The sequence below is a fragment of the Mycoplasmopsis bovigenitalium genome, from assembly GCF_002356075.1.
GTDB lineage: Bacteria > Bacillota_I > Bacilli_A > Mycoplasmatales > Metamycoplasmataceae > Mycoplasmopsis > Mycoplasmopsis bovigenitalium_A.
This window is the reverse complement of sequence record NZ_AP017902.1, coordinates 691192-714631: the sequence shown is the minus strand read 5'-3', so window position 1 is coordinate 714631 and position 23440 is coordinate 691192. Positions and strand designations below refer to the sequence as shown.

Here is a 23440-nt window from a genome sequence, read left to right as displayed (position 1 = left end):
GTTGAGTAATGTTCTATTTTTTCTTTATATGACAATTTAGTTCAATTATTTATATTTTTATTCATTTTATACCTATCTTTGTCTCAACAATGAATCTTGAATTGTTGCAGCAACTAATTGAATTGATGTAGTTAATAAAACTAAAACTGTTGAAGGCAATAGAACATAACGAGGATATGCAGTGAAAACTTTTGAACCTTCTGAAATTAAATTACCTAGTGTTGGAATATCTATACTTAAACCAATGAATGCTAGTGAGGTTTCTGAAAGAATAACGCCAGGAATATGGAAAACTATTTCTGTAACAAGCAAAGGAATAACAACAGGTAAATAATTTAAAAGAATTTTGTATGTTGGAGTTCCTAAAATACTTGATGCAGCAACTCATTCGAACGATTTTGCTCTTAAAACTTGTGAACGCATTTGGTTTGCGATTCCAGTTCAAGAGGTAAAAGTAAGAGCAAATACCATAACTCAGAATGTTGGTCTTCAAACAATAGTAATAACAATAAGAATAATAATTGAAGGCACGTTCGAAATTATTTTGATTATAAAGGTCATTATTCGGTCAAATAATCTAAAGTGACCCATCATAATTCCGATCAATAAGCCAACAAAAACTTGAATAATCGCTGTTACCATTGCTAAAGACAATGAATATCTAAGCCCTCATCATAATCTAGCAAATAAATCACGCCCTAGAAAATCAGTACCAAATATTGCCGATGGTGTTTCAAAGAAGTTTTGATATCTATTGTTAATATCCAATTTTTCAGGATTCTTTGTAAAAAATGGAATTATTATTGCGCTAAATACAATTGCAAGTAGTAAAACTAGCCCAAATACACCTGCAAAACTTCTTGAAAATCTGTAGAATAATTCAACTCATTTATTTTGCTGCTTTTTAATATTATTTGATTCATAGTAGTCTAATAAATTACCAATTAATTCTCATTTTTTGTAGTTTAAGGGTTGTAAAAACCTGTTGGGAGCTAGGTCTTTACCGAATTCATTATTGGGTGATACGCGCATTGTTTTTGGTTTACTAAATGATTTTTTTTCATTCGATTTTTTTACTTTTTCAATTGAAGAATCAATTGAATTGGTTTTTAAAAATTTTCAATCAAACATAGCATCTCCCTATCTTCTTCTAACCCTTGGGTCAATTGCTTTATAAAGTGCATCACGACATGTATATGAAAGAATAGTAATTAATGAGAATAAAGTAACCATAAATAAAATAATATTGTAGTCTTTAGAGGTAATAGCATTTAATAATAATCCACCACTACCTGTTATAAAGAATATTTGTTCAACGAACATACTACCAATAAAACTACCAAAAATAACTACCGGAAAGAATGTTGCAATTGGGAATAATGAAGGTTTAAGCGCATGTGTTCAAACAAAACGTGATTTTGAAAGACCTTTTAAATAACAGAATTTAGCATGTTGTGAGTTTAACTCTCTGTTTAATTCAGTTCTAATGTATTTTATATAAACAATAATTGAACCAAGCGAGAGTGCAAACCCTGGTAAAACATATGTTGCTATATCTGTTTCTACATATAAATATGGTATGTTAAGAGTTCTACCAATAAGTAATAATCATAAAGCAAATACTAATGAAGGAATTGACGAGAATATTGAAACAATAACTGTAGCAATATGATCCGGTAATTTATCTGGGTTCATACCAACATAAACACCAACTGGTATTCCTATTAAAAGTGTTAGCATTACTGAGAATATACCAATTAAAAATGATTTATAAAATCTAATTCAAACAAAATCATTAATGTTTTGTCCCGGGAAAACTGAATAAGAAATCCCAAAATCTCCGCGTAATAGATTTTTTAAATATAAACCAAATCTTTGTACAAGCGGTAAGTCAAGGCCATATTGGGCTTCAACCGCTTGTTTTGAACTTTCATCAAGTCCAGTAGTTAAAGATGTTGAACCTGGAATAGAATTTATTAAAAAGAAGGTAATAGTTATAACTATAAATGCGATACTTAGAAATTCCGCTGCCATAATTAGGAATCTTATTAATGATTTTGCAAAAGGTGATCTAACATTGAAAAAAGATGCAATTTTCGATAATTTTGGCTTTATTTTGCCATTAAAATCAACAAATGAATCATTTTGAATGCTTTTTTTGTCGATTATTAGCTCATGTTCAGCTACGAATTCACTTACTTTTTTATTCATTTTTTTCCTCTATTTAATAATTGTTGGCAGGCTTGGAATTGGTGGGTTTAAAACATCATAAGCATATTGCAATGAATATGAATATAAACTAGATGCTCCATTAACCCTTGAAATTTCTCAATAAGTATCAACTTCCATTAGTGGAATAACTGGTGCAGCTTCCCTAACTATTTTCTCAAAACCAGAAATTACCGCAAAAGCAATAACTTCGGTTCATCCTTCTTGTTTTTCTTCCTCTGTGAATTGACTCGTTAAGAATCTCATATGACGTTTTGTATATTCATTGGTGTCTTCATTGTTGTGCAACACTGACAAGTCAACAATTTTGTTTCAAACGTCAGGACTATTAGGTTTTGTTCCAAGTATTCTTAAACGTTGTTTTAATTCATTGATTTTCTTTTCATCTTCAGGATTTTTGATTACTAATTTATTATTTTCATCACGTGAGTAACCTAATGATGTAAAGAATTTATGGTATGTTCATGATCCTGAAGGGTTATTTCTAAAACCAGTTGTTTTTTGTTGTTCACTAACAATACCATCAGGTTTTAAAAATACTCTAATATATGAATAAATATCGCTACCAAAGGCATCAAAGTTACGATAAATTAAGTCGTATTTTCCCGTGGTTCTTCAATCTTCATATACGTTTTCAGGTAAGTTTTTAATGTCAATTTCAATAAAGTTTCCAAATGCTTTTCTCATAAAATCTTTTAGTGCGATACCAGCATTTTTTTGTTCTTCAGATGAGTTTGAAATCATTTTTAGTGTTACTTTTGTAAGGTTTGGATGTTGTTTTTTAAACTCTTCCATAAAGCCACGAGCAACATCTAAGTGGAATCCTTTATCGGTTCTGTCTACTGTCTCAAATTTCATTGATTTAGCAATATGATCAATGTGTTTATAGTTTTGAATTGGTACTGGGATACCTCAATTATTTTCTTCAGCAGTTTTACGTGCTTCTTTGTAAATATATTCATTTAGGTAATTTTTCTTGTCATTTGTGTCAGTTGGATATGAACCGTATTTTGTGTACATAAAATCGTGTTCAAAACCCGCTTCAACTGCATCGCCAAAACTCGATGAAGCTTGGCCAAATGCTGTTCAAGTAATAACAGGGAATGAACTTGACCAACCAACAATATTTAACATTTCATTTCTATCAATTGCATAATAAATTGCATTACGTAAGTTTTGGTCATTTACAATTGAATTTGAGTTTGTTTCATTGTCTAAGTTAAACGCAAAGGCAATTGTTCCATAACCATTAGACTTATTCATATATTTTCTATTTTGTATATTTGTTCAATATTTCCATTGTAAAGCAGGTGGAATTTTAGTAGCAGAGATATAACCATCCTCAAACATAGCTGAATTAATATTAGGCTCATTTGAGAAGTAGATTTTAATTTTGTTACTAAATGTTTTAGCAGCTGAATAGTATAGGTTATTTTTTGAAAGTAAAATAAAACCTTGCGGACCTAGAACTAAATCTTGAATATTGAATGGACCATTAGTTAAAAAGTGTTCTCTTTTTAGTCCAAATTCTTTAATTCCGCCGATAGACTCAACAAAACGTCTATTAATAGGTGTAATTATTGAGTTTAAGTCTGTATAAGCATTATTGATATCGGTTGGTTGATAATCGTCATATGCAACACGCAGAGTGTATTCATCCATTGCTAATACGACACTGCTAAAGTAATCTTTCGGTTGCAGATTTTTGACAAAATCATTATCAATTGTTGTTTGGTTATTTGGAAGTAAATTATTGTAAAGTTTGTTTACTTCTTCAGTGTAATTTTCTGGCGAAAATTCATCATAACGCACTGAACCTAGTTTGTATTTTAATTCTCTAGATCTTTGAATTAATTTTTTGAATTCTTCAGAAACAGTTTGTTTTGGATCAAAATATAAATATTTTCTAATTCTTACAGGAATACGTTGTGGAACGTCACTATTTTTTCCCGATCCAATTGATTTTAAGTATTCTGGGTTAGGAAGCATGATAACAGTTGACTCAGCTTCAAAATCAAAATCTGGTGAATAAGGTATTGAAGACAAGATTGTTTTATTGTCATAATTTCAATACATTCTTCCTGAATAGAAACCTAAATCAAGTGCAGTTTTCTTAATTTCAGCAACTTCTGCTTCGTCACCTTCGTTTTGTGAACCTCAAGGTGTATATAATGGGTCAAAAACATCATAAACTCATTGCCCATCTTTATTTTTGATAATTGGTGGATAGGCAAAAGGGTTTTTGTATGCTTTTTTGTGTTTACGAATATATTTGTTTTGTGCTTCAATCATCTCACTTGAAGATTTAAATTTTCTTTGTAACATTGTTGTTACTTTTTGAGAACCAGTTTCAAGGTCAAAAATATAGTGCATTGCATCAACATAATCGTCAGCAGTTACTGTGTCACCATTACTTCATTTACTTTGGCCATCATTTAGAAACACATTGCTTGAAAGGAATTTATTACTTGGTGTAACTATTGAATGGACTGCGTGGCGAATTGATTGGTCTGTTGAAATATTGCCGGGTGCTGAACCAAAATCGTCCAGGCTATAAAATCTTGGAGAATTTTCGGGATTTGGGTTTTTTTCTAAAAATTTATCAAGATTTCCTTCTTCATCGGTTTGATACAAGCCCATGTGAATTTTAGGCACATTAGCAATTCTTTTAATTGTTTCATTTGGCCCTGATTTTAATGGAGATTCTACTAGTGATGGCAATAATTTGTTAACAGAAGGATATTTAATGTAATTTAGCGAGTTAATCGGGTCAGCAGAAAGACCTAAGTCATAATCTTTTTTGGCTTTATTTGAACATGAAGCGGCAATAAGAGGGGCGCTTAAAATTGATGTAAATAATGATAATTTAAGATATTTTTTAAAGCTCATAATTCCTCCTATTGTTTTGATCCGTTAAATTGAACACCAACTCTCATAACTGGCACTTTTTCGCCGTTAATTTCCTTAATGTATACTGCTGTTGGTGCTTGTGAGAATGTTTTTCCATTTTCTGAAACACTTTCAAATGAACCTAGATCTACATTAAGTGTTTTTGTTCCTTTTTCATCTGCTGCAAAGTAAATTTTGTATTCGTGATTTGGGGTTAATAATTTGTCTGCATAGTTTGACATAATTGCATAATCAGAAACTCAAGCAGTAAATCCTGTTCCCTTGTGTTCACCATTTGAATCGGTGTAACTGTATTTTTCATCTTTTAAGTAGTGGCGTGATTCTGGTTTTTCTTCATTGTGAATATGTTGTGTTTTGTAATAGAACATATTCGATGTGTAATTTTTGTTAATTTTTAGTGTTTTAATTTCTTTAGTTTCAAGATCTTCGAACACTAAATAGTTAACTTTTTGAGCATCTTCATTATTTAAATAACCAAATAAAGCAACCGCATCTTTTTGAGCGTTTCTTCAAATATTAGATAAATTACGTTTACCAACACCTTGTGATTGAATGTAATATTGTCAGTATGCTTGAGGTCGATTTGTTACTTTATTTCCTTCTAAATCTTGAATACGAATTGTGTCGTCTTCAATTGGATTTCCGCTGTCATCGTAAAGTCTAAAGTTTAGCATATCTCTATATCAACGGTCTTTAAATCAACCATTATTGATTGACTTAAATTTGCCAAAGTAGTTTGAATTTTTGTTTTGATCATCTGAGAAAGCATCACGAGTAATAAATGATTCTGGCTTGAATTCAGTTCCTAATTTTTGTGCCCGCAATCTTGTTTCATTATTCAATCTATTTTGTGAATTCATTACACTTTGACGCACTGAAAATCTTGAATCACCGCCAAAATTAATTTGCGCTGAGCTTCATTTTTCAGTAGCTTTTCCATCAATAACATATTCAAGACCTGTGTTTGCTTCATTTACATTAGTTATAAATGATGGCAAGTTAGCGAATTCAGTGTTTGCTGGTGAATAAGTTATTTGCAAGTTATCACGGTTAATAACTTCCGCAAATGAATAAGTATAATCTGAGAAGAATTCATTAAATTTACGCTCAGTTTTTGTTTTAAAGTATTGTTCAACATCGCTTGTTGGACGAGTTTTTTTAGTGAATGCCTTAACAAAAGCAAGTAATAAGTCAACCAAGCCTCATTTGTCTTGTTGGAAACTGTAATGAACTTGAGTTGAATACATTTGAGTTTTATTGTCAAGAATTAAATGGTCGTATAAAGTAAATTGATTTAGTTTTACACTATTTTCTTGTGCAAATTTGTCATAAGTATCAAAAAGTTCTTTAACACTTATTTCTCAATTTTTGCGATCTAATTTTGATTCATCTGCTTGGGCTACAACATCATCCGATTTGTATAATCCATAACCTAATTCTTTATCGAATATTCAACCGTATCTATATACATTTAAAGGGTTTTGGGTAATTTTTTCTTTAATTTCACCTAGTGATAAATCTTTTACAAAGAATGCAAGTTTAGATTTAGTGAATCTTAGCATAATTTCGTTTGCTAATTGTTGTTTGTCTTTTGATTTAACAAGTGCACTTAATCTTTCTTTTTCTTTTGCACTAACAATTGAATTTAGAAGAGTACTTTCAAGATTTCTTGCAAATCTGTCAATATCAAATTTTGATTCAACATAATCAAGATCTCAATTAACTACGCGCTTAACTGGGTCAAGTTGTGCTTTTGTTGTATCAACACTTGCAAACTTAACAAACTCATCATATGTTTTAAAAATTATTTCTGAGCCAAACAATCTTTTTTGATCTCTTGTTATATAAAAACTATTAAATAGGGAATCCTCAACAGTTTTTACAAGCAAATTATTATTGATTTTTATACCGGTCATTTCTCAAAAAGCAGGATAATCTGCTGAACGAGGGTTTGGACTAATTACATCACCATTTGCATTAACCATCAAGTATGTGTGTGAGTCAAGTTTGTGACCAACAATTTGTTTGGTATATGGATTGTATCAATTTTGAATTGGCAACTGGTGCAATTGTTTTAAAGTGCTTTCTGAGAATGAATGGTATAAGAATGAATTTCTAAATGCTTCTTTGTGCATTATGTTAGGCAAGTATTGTTCAGTTGCTGACAATCATAATGATTGTTTTGCACCCGCTGTTGCAGCTGGATAGTTACCACCTTCCGCAAGGTATAATTGAGTTATAAAATCTCTAAAGTCTGTTTTGTCTTTGCCTTTGCTTTTAAATGGATTTAAGTAGTAGTTTTCTTGTTTAATTGTTTGATATTTAGGGTCTTTTAGTTTTTCATCATCGCTTGTTGCATCATAAACCACTTTTCCTGCATTATCATAGTATTTTGCAAATTCAGTTCCATCGTTTAATTCTGCTGTTGCAACATTTCTTGATTTGATATAGTCAAGATATGGTTTAAGCATTGTTTGATTGTAATTTTTGTCTGCATTATTAAATAATTCTGCATATGTAGGATACGAAACATATGTTTTTGAGTTAGTTGAAGTATCTGTTGTAGCAAAATCTCAACCATTTATGCTGTAATCTTTAACAATTAAAGCACTAATTGTGTTAGCAGCTTGTCTAATTCGTTCATTTATGAACTCAATATTGACATTATTACCTTCTGAATCAATTTGGTAAAAACCACTGTCTTTATCTGTAAAATCGACATTTAAAGGAACATTAATAATTGGCGAGCCGTCTTTGTTGTAAACAAGAACCTTAGTAATTTTTGTGTATTTGCCCGATTCGTCTTTAACACCTTCAACAATTTTAGGTGTAATATTTTCACCGTTTTCTTCAAACTGAATAAAGTTGCCTTGCCCATCTTTAACAACATTTTTAAGCATTATTAATGAAGCTTTTTTAAATGATCAATTACCTTGTTCATCTTTAACCATGTATTTTACAGGGTGTTTTTCATCTGAATACTTAGTTGGGTTTAGAGTACCTGAGTTTTGGTCAAGAGTGTTCATTAGCCACAAGTCAAAAATTTCAAGTCATTTTTTGTCTTGTTCTGAATCAATGCCATTTTCTTTTCGTCTTGCTTCGGTTGCTTTTTGTAGACCTTCATACGTTTGTAAGAATCTACGTTTTGCATTTTCCATTGCTGCTTTTAAGTCTTCTTCACCAACTTTGTGACCTCAAACATCAGTAGAATTTTCAACGGTATTCTCGTTTATAACTACTTTTCCATCAACTTTTTTAGGTTGATTGAATAATAAATATTCACCTTCATTGTTTTCTGAAACAACATTAGGTTGGTTTAATAACGGAGAAGAGTTTAATTCTAAGTGTGTTCTGGCTTTTAAATATAATCCAATAACTTCTCTTGAATAATAGTTGTTAACATTTGGAGTTGTACCCGGAACAAGTGCAGAACCAAATAATGGTTTTTGAGCTTTATCACCTAAATCTTGAGCTGAATTAAGTGTCATATGGTGTCCATATTCATGGGCAGCAACGAATTTTAAAAAGTCGATTGACAAGCCTTTGTAATTTGGATTATTCATTGCGATTAATGATCATAAACCAATCCGCGAATCAGGTCTAAACCCTAGATATTTTCCGTTTTCAATTGAAAATTCAATTTCCCCGTTATCATTAATTTTTTTAACAATGTGTTCACCTTCTAATCATTCGCCAGCATAAGGAACAGAAGCAAGTAATTCATCGGTAAATCCATCGTATGCTTCGGTGAATAAACTGTATGTAGAAATTGTCTTTTGTTCACCTTTTTCATTTGTGACAATTCTTGTTCCTTCTTCTTTGATATTTGAAGGTTGAATAACGGTTGTATAACCCGCAGCTGAAAGCATATCTTTAAATTGACGTAATGTATGTGGGTGTTGTTTTGTGTCTAATTTAGCATCAATAGTGAATTTTGCAAGTTTTGTTGTCAATAGTTTATCAATTTCATTTTGATTATCATTTGAATTTTGACTTAAAACAAATGATAAATTAGTACCATTTTTCTCTACAGAAGTTAAAGAAACCTCGAAAATATTGTTTTTTGAGAACTCAGCAAGGTTTGCGCTTGTTTCCTTATTGATAATTCCAAGTGAAGTCAGTTTGTCAATAAGTTCAATTTTGCTTTTTGCTGTAATTAATGATGTGTTTACTAAATCAATTGGTTTTGCATTGATATTGGCAAATGCCATTGATTTAATTGCTTGATATTTCGCGATATTTTGTGCATGTTTTATTGCGTTTTCAAATGATGAATTAAATTCTTTGTCAATTGAAATAAATTTATCTGAACTATTATTTACTATATTAGTTTGCTTAATTACTTCATTTTTCAAAGAATTTAATCCAGTTTCAAAACGTTTGGAATTTTCAAAATAGTGGTCTAGTGCAGCATTATATGTAGCAATATTTGAAGCATGTTTTTTTTGCAAATCTTCACTTAAAATACTTGGACGATATTTTAATACAGGAACATCATCTCTATTAAATGCATCTTTAAGCTCTGTAATTTTTCTAATATTGTCTAAATCTTGATTAAATTCATTGTTAGTTTTAGCAATTTCTGCATAATATTTTGAATTGTTTATTGCAAAATCGTATTCTTTTTGCAATAAATCTTTTGTAGATTGGTCACTCGCAGAATCAATTTGTGCTTTAATTTGTTCTGCTTTTTGTTTATACAAATTAGAATAATCTTCATTAAATTTGTTGATTTTTTCAATGTAAGTTAGCAATGGATTGAATAATGTTCCAATAAATTTAAGGTCTTGGTTATCAGTTTTACCATTAGTATCCACTTCTCTATAAATTGGGTTTTTAATGACATTAAAGTAACTTGTTGCATACTCTGACATAAATTCAATTGGATATTTTTCAATCAAATCTTTAACAAATTTTATTGAGTCAGCAAACTTAGATGCTAATTCACTTAATTGATCTTTATTCAAAAGATTTGATTGTTTGAATTCAACAACCCGACGAGATGAAAGTTCAAATATAGCTTGTAAGTCGCTAGTGTATTTTGCGTCTGTAATATCTGAAGATTGAATATTATTAATTAATTCAGACATTTTTTTATTGAATAATTGGTCTTTTTGTTTTAAGTATTCATTTATATCAGAGTTTAGAGAATCATTGTACTCATTTGAAATTGCTTGTGATATTTTCAACATATTTTCAATTATTTTGGCAACTCTATACTTAAATTCATTGAATTCTTTTTGGGATATTTCGAATATTTTTTCAATATTATCCATCACTTTTGTAAATGATGCTTCATTAGATTTTAGATGGTTATTATTTTTAATTAGATTAAGAAGTTGATCTCTATAAATGTATTTTTTATCCTCTGCTTGAGCACTTGCAAAAGCTTTTAAAGTACCACTTTTGACTAATACATTAGCATTTATTTTGTGTTTTTCAACAACCTTATCTAACTCTTTTAATAATTCTTGATATTCTGAACGTAGTTTCTGAATGTTTGAATTTGATAGTTTATTGCCTATTGAATCATGCAATGGCTTAATATTTGCATCATTAACAAATGAGGAATTTAAATTGTTGAATTTTTCTTCAACTTTTTTAGATTCTGCCTCTAATTCTGCTTTTTGAGCTGTGCTTGAGCTCATTTGATTTATATATGCAAAAAATTTGTTTGGTTTTACCTTATCATCAACATTTGAGCGAATAAATCCATCTAGATTTGCATATTCTCTTCAATTGATTTGAGTTTTAAGCGACAGACTAGTTAGTTCATCAAGTGCAATAAGTTGTGTTGGTAAATATGCAACATCAAAGCCATATAAATTAAACTCGCTTTTTTGTAGATTTAATTTTGCGAATGTTTCTCCAGATAAATGACGGTTATATAAATTGTAGTAAGATCTTTGAATATCAACAAAGTTTCTAACTTCTCTTATATATTTGGCTTTTGAGTCTAAAGAATCAAAATCTGTTTTAAAGTTTTTGTATTCGCTATTATTGAATAAATTATGTAATAAATGCAACTTAATAACATCATCAATAAATTCTTTGTTGATGCCCACTGAGCGTAATAAAGAAGTTATTTGGTCTTTGTTTATTGATTTTTCTAGTTTTGATTTTTCATTAACTGCTTGTGCAAGTTTTTCTCTAGCGTCTTTGATTTGTTCTTCACTAATGATTTTGGCTTTATTTTCATTAATTAATCTTTGGGCGGTTTTAACAGCATTTTCGTATTCAAAAAGTTGCAACTCAATATCGTTTTTTTCTTTTTCTAATTTAAATAATTCAAAAGAAATAGAATCTTTGTTTGTTTCATTTAGTTCGTTTTGTTTTTGTTGAATTTTTTGTTGTACTTCTGCAAGCTGTGTTTTTAATTCAGTAACTTTTTGTTTTGATTTTTCTTGATCTTCATTAAGTTTTGTAATTATTTCATTGTACTGTTTGTTTGTGTTTGAAATTATTTTATTGAATTCAATTATTTGTTTAGATAGTTCGTCAATCTTTTCAGTAGTTTCAGCAAACTTATTGAATTTAGCAAATGAATCTTTTGAAAATAGAATATTTTTTGATATTCATTTTTCATAAAGTGATTCAATGTCGGTAAATAAATTGTTGAATTCAATTTTTGCTTGTTCAAGGGCAAAATCAAGACTTTGAACATTGTTATGTAGTTCGAAGTCGCCTTTAGAGTTTTGGTATTCAACATTATCAATAGCATCAAAAAGAACGAAATTAGTTGCGTCATTGAATGTAAGATTTAAATATTTTTCTTTTTGACCATTGTGTGTGTTGTTTATAAAACTAGAATCAATTATTGTTTTTTCTTCAAAAATATAATCATCAATATTAGTTAGTGATTTATATTTGTCTTTGTTTGAGTAAAATGAGTGATGTTTGGCGAATTTTGTTTTTGCTTCTTCAATATCTTTAGCAAAAATTAAAGTTTGATAATCTGAATTAATATTTAGTCTACTTTTTTCAACGTTACTAAATGCATAATTAGCAAAATTTTGTTTTGTCTTTGATTTTACGGCAAATATTTTTTTATTGATTAATGAGCGGTTATCTAAAAGGGTTCTAAATGAATGATTTAATAAAGTGTCACTTGTGATGTTTGCTTGTGAATTGAATAAAACGGTTTTAGATAAAAATCCTTTTAACTCATCAATTGTTAAAAGCTTTTTATTGATTTTATATAGAAGTGAGTCGGGTGCATTACCTTGTCCGCTTAATGTTGAGTGCATTGGAATTGAACCAAAGAAGGCATCGGGGAAGAATTTAATTGTAGTTTGCTCTTTATCAATATTTGAGTGTGAACCAAGTGTAAGGTTGTTACCTCTTAATTCAACCCCTTTTACAATTGAGAATTCTTTAAGTGTAATAATTTCAGGCCCTCAAGAAACATTTTTCATAAATCAATCAGTAAAGACAAAAAAGTCTTTTGCGGTAACCGCTTCAAGATATTCATTATAAAAATCAAACATTCCGTATCTAATGTTTAAAAATGGTAGTGAACGATGTTCTTCGTAATATTCATTCAAAAACGAATTGTAGTCTAGAGTTTTACCTTTGTATGTTACTGAACCCAATACTCCATCATTTGGATTAAATGTAGCAATATTTTTTTCTTTACTTGCATCAACAAAAGTTAATACCGGTATAGCATTTGGATCTAAAAATTCGTTTTTTAAATTTTTGGCGCTTTCATTTTTTGCTAACTTAGGATTTTTTGAATTATATTTAAAAATACCAAGTGTAGCAGCTACTGCTCCTGCAATAATTCCAAATGATATTAAATATTTTGGCCAAACTAATGTTCTTCAATTTAATTTCTTTTTAGGTTGATTTTTATTTGCCATATAAACCTCTTTATATTGAATATATAAATTAATATGTATATTTTACTCTAAATACTTAAATTTAATATTAATATACACGTATTGAACAAAAATAGTGCAAATGCACTATCAATGTTTGACAAACATGTATTATTCTTCGTTGAATTTTTTGTTTGCAAAATTATCTATCATGTCAGATAGAGCATAAGCGTCTGCTGCAAGACCTAGAAGGGTAGATGAGACAAAACGTTCATCTTGCTCATTTGAATTGTTATATTTATCCCCACTAAATCTAACTCAAGTATCAGGAAATATTTTTTTCTCCTTAAATGAATTTATATAGTTGTAGTATTTTTCTCTTGACTCAACTAAAGATTTTTTAGCAGACAATTTATCTTGAGAATCAGAATTTATAAATTTAAGTAGGTCTTCTGCGTATTTTGTCTCAAGATCTTTGAATTCATTATACACAATCAATGGTGTTCTAGGGTCTTTGTTAAAATATTCAGTATCAAAATAGTCTTCATCCCCTTTTATTGATGTTATTAATTTGTATTTAGAATTATTTGAAAAATCATTAAATAATTTATTTAAGAATAATGATAAAACTTTATCCGGGTGAGTATTTTTATCAGGTAAATTTGATGTTGTTTTGGTAAAGTTATTATTTTTTCAGTATCTTAGTAAAACAAAAACCTCTTGACCTGGTATGTATTTAGCAGTTTTTATTGCTCTTTTTTTTCTATTTTCAATATTTTGAATATTAGACTCTCAACTGTTTAAATCATCAAATATGATAGTTAGTAAACCCTTTTGTGGGGCGCCATCAGTTGCAGATCCAATTTTGTCTAAAACATTATTGATCTCAATCTTCAATGATTCATTATCATGAGGGTTGTTTTTGGTGATTTCAGATACCTTAGCTAATGATTGTTTCAGTTCTTCTTGGAATTTAGAACGCACTCCATCCGGAAGAGACAATCAAAATCATGGTTTACCATATTCTGTGACGGTATCTATATTTTTAAGTAATTTTTCTATTGTTGCATTATGATTTTCACTCAATTTAGAAAGTATATTATTTAAAGTGGTAAGTATTTCTTCAAATATACTTATAAATCCCTTGTAATCACTATCATCGGCTTGAACAGAATATCCTTCTTTAATCAGGGTTTTATTAAATTTACCAAATATTGATTGTGTTTCATTATCGGTATTAGAAGCGGTACCAACAACCATTTCATTTCATATTTTTTTGGCTAATTCATTTATTTTTTTAACTTCAGAACTGTCGATAGTTTCTTTATTATTTGCGTCATTAACTAATTTGAAGAATTCATTAAATTTAGCCAGCAATTGATTTTTTATATCATCATTTTCTGCAAAATATTGAATTCAATCACCTTCCGGACTCAATTCTTTTTCTAATTTTGTCTTAAATGCTAAAACCTTAGTAAATAAAGTTTTTACTTTTTCTTTATTTACATTTTCATCAAGCGGATTGAAAATTAAACCTTCAGTAATATCACTAATAAACTTTTTAGCTTTGGCATTTGTTTCTTTCTCACTTTCGATTAGCTTATCAAATTTTTCGCTATTATCTCATTTCAATAATTCTTTTAATGATGAATCATCTATATTTTCGCCAAGATTAGCATATAAGTTAATTAAATTAATTGATAATCCAAATTGTTTTTTTAGCGTTAAATACTGAGCATATCTTGCATAAGAATTAGTAAATGTTGATTTAGGCATTTTATTAATATTTTCGATTAATTTATTGTATTTAATATAAAAATCTTTTCATAAATAATCATATATACCGTTTGTTTCATCATTGTTTTTATTTGAATAATTTTTGTAAAATTCAGAAGCAAATGACCCAGCTTTATTGCGATCCATCTCAGAATCAACAATTTTATCAATTTTGTCTTTCTCATTTTTGTAATCAACACTAAATGTTTCAAACAAAGTTAATTTTGCTTCATCAACAAATTTTTTAAGATCATTTCAAGTTTCAAATTCATTATAGTAATTTATATTTGCTGGGTCTGTCGCAATTGTTCTAATAGTGTCGGCTACAACTTTTGCCCTTTGATATAAATCATTGAAACGAATAGAATAAATATATCCAACACCGTCATTTTTAAGTCATTTATCGTATGAAGCATTAATTTCTAACAATTCTTTTTTAACTTCTGCTTTAAATTCATCATCTACGATTTGACGATAAACAGGAAATAGAGAGATTTTAAATGCCGGAAGATTGAATTTAGGAAGTAACTCTCTGTATTGAGGAGAAGCAAAGTTTACTATATCTCTAATTGGCCCTTTAGTTTCATCACTGCTTTCTCTTTCAAGTTCAAATCATTTAGCAATTTGGTGCGCAAAAAGTGATGATTCATCTTTTGCTTTTTGGTATTTCTCCTTAGCATCTTTAACTTGTGCAATTAATTCAACTTTATTGGCATGTGTATACGAATCATAAGACAACTCTTGAATAATTCTATCTAGATCTTTAATTCTTCAATTGAATAATTCATCCATCAATTCACTTTTTGGAGTTAAAACAGTTACGGGATTTGAAGGATCATCAATGAATTTAGCTACTAATTGTGCTCTATTTAAGTTATAGAATATAGCACTTTGTCAAGTAAAAAGATGTTTAAAGTCTTCGGGTGTAGTTTTGAACTCTTCTGCTGATGATTTAACACTTTCAGATATTTTGTTAAATAAATCTTTGTTTGAATTGAATGCTTCAGGATTCTGATCTTGCATTGCTTTTGGGAAATCTTCTGCTAAAAATTTAACTAATTCACCATATAAAGTTCTGGCAGATATATTATTCTTTTTAACTTTTTTGCCTTCCGCAGCTTCTACTTGCTTTTGCAATTCTTCTAATTGTCTTTGTAAATCGGCTATTGTTGAGTCTTTTTGATCTTTATCAGAAATTTCTACACTTAGTTTTGCTTTTAGTGCCTCAAGTTGTTTTTGAAGTTCTGATTTTTCTGTTGCATAATCTGAGTTTAAACGTGAAATTCTTAATTTTAATTCAGCAAGTTCTTTGTCAGTTTGGGTGTTTTTATTAGTACATGATGCAGCTAGCGCAACTGTTGAAGTTGCGAGTATGGGAGCTAGTATTAATAATTTTCTTTTCATCATCTCTCCTTAAGTTAATTTAAGTTAATATTGTTAGTTATGTAAAAAAGTAGATTTTTCCAAAACCTACTTTATCCATTATTACAAAATTGGTAGGCTTTGTCGCCACCTTTTATATATTTAAAAATAGTGGCGCGTTATTATGAAATAACCATCATCTTATTAATGATGTTATAAGATTTCATTGCGCGTTGACAATAATTTTTAAACATAACGTTTTAATTATATACAAAAATTTTCTTTTGAATAAAAAATATGCCAGTCAAGCATATTTATTCGAAGTTTAAATCTATATCTTCAATGGCTTGTAATTCATTTGCATCTAAAAAGTGCATTAAATCCATAAATCCTTCTTCAGTGTGCGAAAAGTATATTTTTTCGTTGTTTTCAAGACATTTAGCAAGCACTAAATCATTACCATTCACATTATCATCAAAAATTACAAATTTCGCATTTAGACGTTTAGCTTTATCGAAAATTTTTTTACTTTTTGTAACGTCCTTTAAAAACTCGATTTTCACACCATAAGCTCTAAGTTCATTTGACATCGCAAATAATGGAATACTTTGTTCTTCGCTTGTTGAAGCAACTAATATATCAACAACTTCAACATCATCATTTGAAACATCAAGCTCTTCATCGAGCATAAGTTCTAAAGTTCTATCAACCCCAAATCCTCAGCCACTTGATGCTAATTGAGGGCCACCTAGTTCGCTAATAAGTTTTGAATATCTACCACCACCAATCAATGTTGATTGAGAGCCACTTTTACTTGATGTAGACACAAATTCAAATACTGTACCATCATAATAATCAAGACCTCTAACAAGTGAGTAATCGACTTTGTAGTTTATATAACAATTGTCCAATATATTCAATAATGAATTGAATTCGTCTAATTCTTCCTTACTTAAAAAAGTATTAATCTTAGGTGCTTTTTTAACAAAATCTTTTTGCGAGTCTACTTTATCATCAAGAATTCGCAAAACATTATTGTCTAATCTATTTTGTGAATCTGTGCTTAATTGATCTTTATAGTTTTCTAGGTATTTTTTAAGTTCTTTTTGGTATATTTCTCTTGTTTTTTCACTACCAATAAAATTAATTCTTAGTTGATATTTAATGCCTAAAATATCCAAAATGGTTGAACCCATTGCTATTAATTCAGCATCACTAAAGGGATTTGAAGGACAAACAGATTCAACACCTGCTTGATAAAATTGTCTTTGGCGCCCTTTTTGTGGTTGCTCATATCTAAACATTTGACCAAAATACGCAAATTTAGGAGTTTTTAGCGTTGAATATCATTTATTTTCAACCAATGCACGCACAAAACCAGCAGTTCCTTCTGGTCTTAGTGCAACTTCACGGTTTCCTTTATCAACAAATTCATACATTTCTTTTTTAACAATATCACTGCCTGCAACTGAACGTTTATAAAGCTGCGAGTGTTCAATAATTGGTGTATCAATTAAACTGAAATTATAACTTTTAACTATTTTGCAAAATACATCTCGAATGAATTCATGAACATTCATTTCAATTGGATTTAAGTCTCTTGTGCCTTTAATTTTATTGAACATAATACCTCCAATAACAATATTTATATTATACTCTATAATAAGAATATTAATTTTTTATTATTTTTACCTAAATGAATTAAAAAATACTGAAATTGGTAAAATAATGTGCAACAAATTAAAAATATAAATATGTTATAATTCTTTCTAATAATAAAGGGGTATTATGACAGAGCAAAATAGCCAATCTAATTTCAAAAATGCACCAAAAAATAAGAAAATGGGTTTTTTCTCTGCAATGCTTATTGTTATGGGAAGCTCAATTGGGGCAGGTATATTCTTTAAATCCGAAGAAGTTTTAAATAATTCAAGAGGTAATTTAGTTTTAGCAATTATTTGCTGAATAATTGCGTCTTTTTCTGTAATTTCAATGGCAATGGCAATAATAGAAGTGGCCGGAGTTAAAAATGATAATTTATCATTAATTGGTTGAAATAGAATTTTTAACTCGCGTTGAGTTCATCAAGCTTCTAAAAATTTTATGGTTTATTTAACATTGCCACTTACCTTTTTTTATATGCCAGTATACACAATAATGGTTCTGCAAGATGGTCTTGGTGCTTTAGCTAACAAAGAGGCTTTAACATTTGGAACAAGTAATGATTGATTAATTTGATTGGCAATCACAACATTTATTGGCTTGTATTTTTTAACAATACCTACATTAATTTCGAAAATTGGCAATATTCACAATATTATTGTTTTATGTATTAAATTTTTACCCTTAGTATTCATTATTATAATTGGGATTGTTTTAGCAATAACTGGTAAAGGTGGAACAGATTCTGTTAAAATTCTTGAATTTGAAAAAAATTACAATATAAAAACAGGTTCAAGCATAATTCATTATGGTGGTTTTGGCGGATTCATTGGTATTTTCTTATCAATCGGTGCAATATTTTTTGCTTATGATGGATTTTATATTGCCGCTGGCATGCAAAGTGAAATGAAAAATCCTAAAAAAACTAGTTTAGCGTTGTCATTAGGGTTAATAATAATAACAGTTATTTATTTGATGATAGCTATATCAATGTCAATAAATGGTGGCTCTTTTTCGCAAATGCGCCAATTTATTGAAAATATTATGGGTAATAAGGCTGGACGAATTATTTTTGGTTTAATAAACATCGCAATTGCAATTGGGGTAATTGGTGTAATCAATGGTTTTCAATGTGAATGCCAAGATACATTGAATCTTTATTAGTAGAAGGTGAATTACCATTTTGAAGATTAACAATAAAGAAATTAAATCCAAATCGCCCAGTTATCGGTGTTGTATACTCACTAATTATTGGCTTGAGTGCTAACATAATTTTTACAATAATTGGAGCAAAATTATATCTACCAACTAACGACTTTTACCTAAAATACGGAATAGATATGGCGAGTCTTTATTCGTTTACTGATTTAATTGCTAACTGAATAACTGTTTTTACATTCGTTTTTATTGCTTTGGCAATTATTGGTGCACTAAGAAATAGAAAAACTAAAAAAGTTCCTATTTCTGACCCTAAAAAATCATTCAAATTTTTCGCGTATTCGACAATAATTTTTGTTAGTTTAGCTATGCTAGCACAAATTTTAGTTCCCATATTAGACTTTGCTTTAATTTTTGTTTTTGATGTTAAGCAATACGCCATTGAAAAAAATGTATCTTATGAACAAGCACAAAACTTTTTCATCTCACTAGCAATAAGTCGCTCAATGCTTGTCGCAGTTTTAATAATTTTTCACTTTTTAGTATTTTTACCAATACCTATTTTTGACAAATATAATAAACGCAAATATGGTTCTTTAGAAGCATTTGAACAATATAAAGCCAATTTTATTAAACAAAATTTAAGAAAAAACGATGCATAAAAACTTGCATCGTTTTTTATATTTTAAACCGATTTTGATTAATCATTTTCAATTGATTTTTCAATAATCGCACGTTCTTCATCACTTAAATTAAGATCAACATTTAAATTAACATGGCAATAACCATTAGGGTTTTTATCTAAGTAGTCTTGATGATATTCTTCGGCATGAATAAAGTGACGAAGTGGCTCAAGTTCAACATAAAAATTTTTATATTTTTTTCTTAATATATTGAAAATTGAATTGATTTGGTTAAAATCTGATTCTTCATTAAAATAAACCCCTGTTCTGTATTGAGGGCCAATGTCGTTACCTTGTTTGTTGTAAGAATCGGGTTCAATTAAACGAAATAAGTGAATCACCAATTCTTTTAAACTAATAACACTTGGGTTATATTCAACCTCAACAGTTTCAGCATGCATTGTATTTTTTAAATTTTTATATGTTGCATTTGTATCAATACCATTTGCATAACCACTTATTGCATTTACAACACCTTTAAGTCTTGAAAAATATGCCTCAACTCCTCAAAAGCATCCACCAGCTAAATAAATTTTTTTGTTCATAATGTCTCCTAATGCAAACAATTTTACAACGAAAACAAAAAAAGCAACAAGTTGTTGCTTATCTTTTAAACTAATTGATCAAAAATGTCATCACCAGTTTCTGCCACTGTTGCAACACCTCAGTTTCTTGCAACAATGTTTCCAGAAGTCCCTAAACCTTCTACATCTTTAAGAACTTTTGGATTTTTAAATGATTTAGAGAAGACTGTTAAAGGTAATAATTCTCTTGTGTGGTTAAATCCTGGATACAATGGGTCATTACCGTGGTCAGAAGTCATAATTAATAAATCATCTTCTTTCATTGCATTGATTAATACCCCAATTTTACTGTCTAATAAAGCAATATTTGAAGCATAACCATCAACATCACGTCTATGTCCATAGTGTGAGTCAAATTGAACTAAGTTTGTAAAAATAAATTTGTTTGAACCTTCTTTTTTAGCTTCTTCAATTGTAATATCCATTGCGTGAGCATCACCATCTGAGTGAATAGCTCTTGAAACACCTTGACCAACAAAAATATCATTAATTTTACCAACTGCTACAACTTCAACACCGGCTTTTTGAAGATCGTTTAAAATCATTTCACGAGGTTGGTTTGCATAGTCATGTCTATTGAATGTTCTTTTGTATTTGCCATTTTCATTAGTGATAAATGGTCTAACAATAATTCTACCAACATTTCATTCTGGTTTTGATGAACAAATTTGTCTTGCTGCTTTACCATAACGGTATAAATTTTCTAAACCTATTCATTCCTCGTGAGCAGCAATTTGCAACACTGAGTCCATCGAAGTATAAACAATAATTGCGCCAGTTTCTTTTTGTTCTTGGGCGTATTCGTCAATTATATCAGTACCTGAACCGCTTTTGTTACATACAATTTTACGGCCATCAAAAGCTTTTGAAAGTTCATCTAGTAAGTCTTGTGGAAAGCCATTTTCAGTAAATGTAGGGAATGGAACTAGTGTTTTTATCCCCATCATTTCTCAGTGGCCTGCAAGTGTATCTTTAGCATTTGAAACTTCTTGCACTCTAGCCATATAAGCCATTGGTTTTGATACATGGTAATTACCATCAAGAGTAGTTATATTACCAATACCAAGTTTTTTTCAATTATCTAGGAAAAACATAGAGCTTTTTGAAGCAGATAAAATTGTGTTTGCTCCTTTGTCTCCAAATGAAGTTTGATCGCGGTCAGGTCCTATACCTAAACCATCTGTAACGATCATAAAAATACGATTAAATTTAGCCATTATTACTCCTTATTTAGCATTCTCCGCTTCTCAGCGTTCAACTTCTACATTGCAATCATCAATAACTTTTTCAACATCATCAAATGTGCTAAGCATCGACCCAGATGCGCGGTCATGACCGCCACCGCCTCATTTTATTGCAACATTACGTACGATTGGACCATTTGAACGATATTCAACACGAATACGCCCGTCCTCTTCTTCATTAAATGATACTCAGAATGGATATCCTTTAATATTCCCAATTAAATTAGGGCGCGCCATATCACCAGGTTTTTTGCCTAATGCAACTGTAGTTTTGTAATCAACTTGAATGTATGCAACTTTGCCTTTTGTTTTCAATGAATTCATTAAAGTTGACTGAACTTTTAGGTCTTCTAAGCTTGTTTGGGCCAGTCCTAAATAAATTTTTTCAGGGTTTAAATTGTTTTTATATAGAAATGCTGCTAACTCATGTGTTCTTGAAGATGTATCTGAATATTGAAATCTTCCTGAGTCTGTTACCATGCCTAAAAACATGAAGTTTGCTGCTTTTTCATTGATTTTTCAATTCATTTGGTAAGCTAACTCAGTTACCATTTCAGCCGCAGCGATTCTATTTTCTTCAAGTCAAACAGTACATTTGTCAAGATCATCCTCATTTGGATGATGGTCGATTCTTAGCGTTTCTGCAAATAAGTTTTTATCCAGTACTTCTCTATTAAAAATTCTTTCTTTTTGATTGGCATCAACAACAACTCCTAATGATTTTTTTAGTATTTCATCACTTGGAATTGGGTCAAAATCGAAATCTAAAAAGTGAGAAAATAAGCCATTATTGTCACCGATTGCATAAACTTTTTTGTTTGGATAATTCAATCTAAGCAACTCTCTTAAACCAAATTGACTACCCAAGCAATCCCCATCAGGACGAATATGATGAAAAATAACTATTGAGTCGTATTGTTCAAGTTTATTTGCAGCGTCTTTTCAAGTTCCAGTGTCTTGCATTTTCATATTATTTTTCCTCCCATTTTTCAATTGCTTTATTTAATTGTTCCAAAATTGATGGAATTTGTTCTTTTGAATGCAATTCGCAGCCCGATGCATTAGCATGGCCGCCACCATTGTATATATTTGCAACTTCGTTAACAAGTGGCCCATTAGAACGTAGTCTACAACGAATTTTTCCATCTCCTTGCTCAATAAAAAATACTCAACAAGAATTGTTTTCAATATTAGCAAGTTCGTTTACAAACATTGCTGCAGTTAATTCGTTAAAACCAAACTCTTCTTGCACTTCTTTTGTAGCAATAAAATAAAGAACTCTACCCTCTTTTTTAAAATTCGAAAGAATGTGGCCAACATATTTAATGTCTTTTAGAGTTCTTTTTCCAAGTTCTCTATGAATTACACTTGGATCAAATTTGCCTTCTTCTTCTAAAAATGCAACCAATTTATGAGTTCTAGGCGATGTGTCAGGGTATAAAAATCTACCACTATCAGTAATTATGCCTAAAAATGTATGCATAGCCGCTTTTGGCGAAAGTTTTCATTTTGCATCAAAAGCAATATGCGCTACTTGTTCAGCTGCTGCAACATAATCTGCATCAACAAACAAGTGATCATATTCAATGTCGCTTCCATTTGGGTGGTGATCAATTCTTAATTTTGCACTGAATTTATCACTCAATAATAAATCACCATGAACAATTCTACCTGAACTTGACCCATCAACCATAATTCCTAAAGAATCGGTAAAATCAATTGATTCAATTGGATCAAAATGATAGTCCATAAATTCAAAACTGTCTAAATTGTCACCAACTGTATAAACATTTTTTTCAGGAAAATTATCTTTAATCATTTGTGCTAATCCGTGTTGAGAACCTAGGCAATCCCCATCAGGACGTGTATGATGAAAAATTACTATATTTTTATGTTTTTTTATAGCATCAATTGCTACTTGTGTGCTACCTATTTTCAATATTACCTCCTTATGTTTCTTTTATGTGTGTTTATTATACTATTTATTAATTTTAAGTTTAATATTAATAGAT

Annotated in this window: 12 protein-coding genes; 2 read left to right on the top strand and 10 right to left on the bottom strand. The window is 29.7% G+C overall.

Annotated elements, in window-relative coordinates; translation table 4 throughout:
* Positions 1-72: 72 nt before the first annotated feature.
* The 6 genes from MBVG596_RS03085 to hisS form a co-directional block, all read right to left on the bottom strand.
* On the bottom strand, positions 73-1032 hold the full coding sequence (locus tag MBVG596_RS03085) for an ABC transporter permease (RefSeq protein WP_096387418.1): 960 nt from the start codon (positions 1030-1032) through the stop codon (positions 73-75).
* 108 nt (positions 1033-1140) lie between these two features.
* Complete coding sequence (locus tag MBVG596_RS03080) at positions 1141-2211, bottom strand: ABC transporter permease (RefSeq protein WP_004421537.1); 1071 nt, start codon at positions 2209-2211, stop codon at positions 1141-1143.
* 9 nt (positions 2212-2220) lie between these two features.
* A complete protein-coding gene (locus tag MBVG596_RS03075; protein WP_096387072.1) occupies positions 2221-5118 on the bottom strand; it encodes an ABC transporter substrate-binding protein in 2898 nt (965 codons plus the stop codon).
* An 8-nt stretch (positions 5119-5126) separates the two neighbouring features.
* Entirely contained in the window at positions 5127-13001 is a 7875-nt protein-coding gene (locus MBVG596_RS03070; RefSeq protein WP_096387069.1) for a PDxFFG protein, read from the bottom strand.
* Between the two features lie 129 nt (positions 13002-13130).
* Positions 13131-16139 carry a hypothetical protein gene (locus MBVG596_RS03065; protein WP_096387066.1) on the bottom strand — a complete coding sequence of 1003 codons (3009 nt, stop codon included), beginning with the start codon at positions 16137-16139 and terminating at the stop codon, positions 13131-13133.
* 272 nt (positions 16140-16411) lie between these two features.
* On the bottom strand, positions 16412-17722 hold the full coding sequence (gene hisS / locus MBVG596_RS03060; RefSeq protein ID WP_096387063.1) for a histidine--tRNA ligase: 1311 nt from the start codon (positions 17720-17722) through the stop codon (positions 16412-16414).
* Between the two features lie 163 nt (positions 17723-17885).
* Here hisS and MBVG596_RS03840 point away from each other — a divergent pair, with 163 nt between their 5' ends.
* Together MBVG596_RS03840 and MBVG596_RS03835 are read left to right on the top strand one after the other, a co-directional pair.
* Entirely contained in the window at positions 17886-18923 is a 1038-nt protein-coding gene (locus MBVG596_RS03840; protein ID WP_225247166.1) for an amino acid permease, read from the top strand.
* Complete coding sequence (locus tag MBVG596_RS03835) at positions 18890-19579, top strand: amino acid permease (RefSeq protein WP_225247165.1); 690 nt, start codon at positions 18890-18892, stop codon at positions 19577-19579. The genes MBVG596_RS03840 and MBVG596_RS03835 overlap by 34 nt, the downstream gene beginning before the upstream one ends.
* A 38-nt stretch (positions 19580-19617) precedes the next feature.
* Here the strand turns inward: MBVG596_RS03835 and msrA are convergent, their stop codons facing one another.
* The 4 genes from msrA to MBVG596_RS03035 form a co-directional block, all read right to left on the bottom strand.
* Complete coding sequence (gene msrA / locus MBVG596_RS03050; RefSeq protein WP_096387060.1) at positions 19618-20145, bottom strand: peptide-methionine (S)-S-oxide reductase MsrA; 528 nt, start codon at positions 20143-20145, stop codon at positions 19618-19620.
* A gap of 65 nt (positions 20146-20210) precedes the next feature.
* The gene (locus tag MBVG596_RS03045) at positions 20211-21401 is read right to left on the bottom strand and encodes a phosphopentomutase (RefSeq protein ID WP_096387057.1); all 1191 of its coding nucleotides are present in this window, start codon (positions 21399-21401) and stop codon (positions 20211-20213) included.
* Between the two features lie 9 nt (positions 21402-21410).
* Positions 21411-22397: a DHH family phosphoesterase gene (locus MBVG596_RS03040; protein ID WP_096387054.1), complete on the bottom strand. Its 987-nt coding sequence runs from the start codon at positions 22395-22397 to the stop codon at positions 21411-21413.
* A gap of 1 nt (position 22398) precedes the next feature.
* Entirely contained in the window at positions 22399-23367 is a 969-nt protein-coding gene (locus MBVG596_RS03035; protein WP_096387051.1) for a DHH family phosphoesterase, read from the bottom strand.
* Positions 23368-23440: the final 73 nt, after the last annotated feature.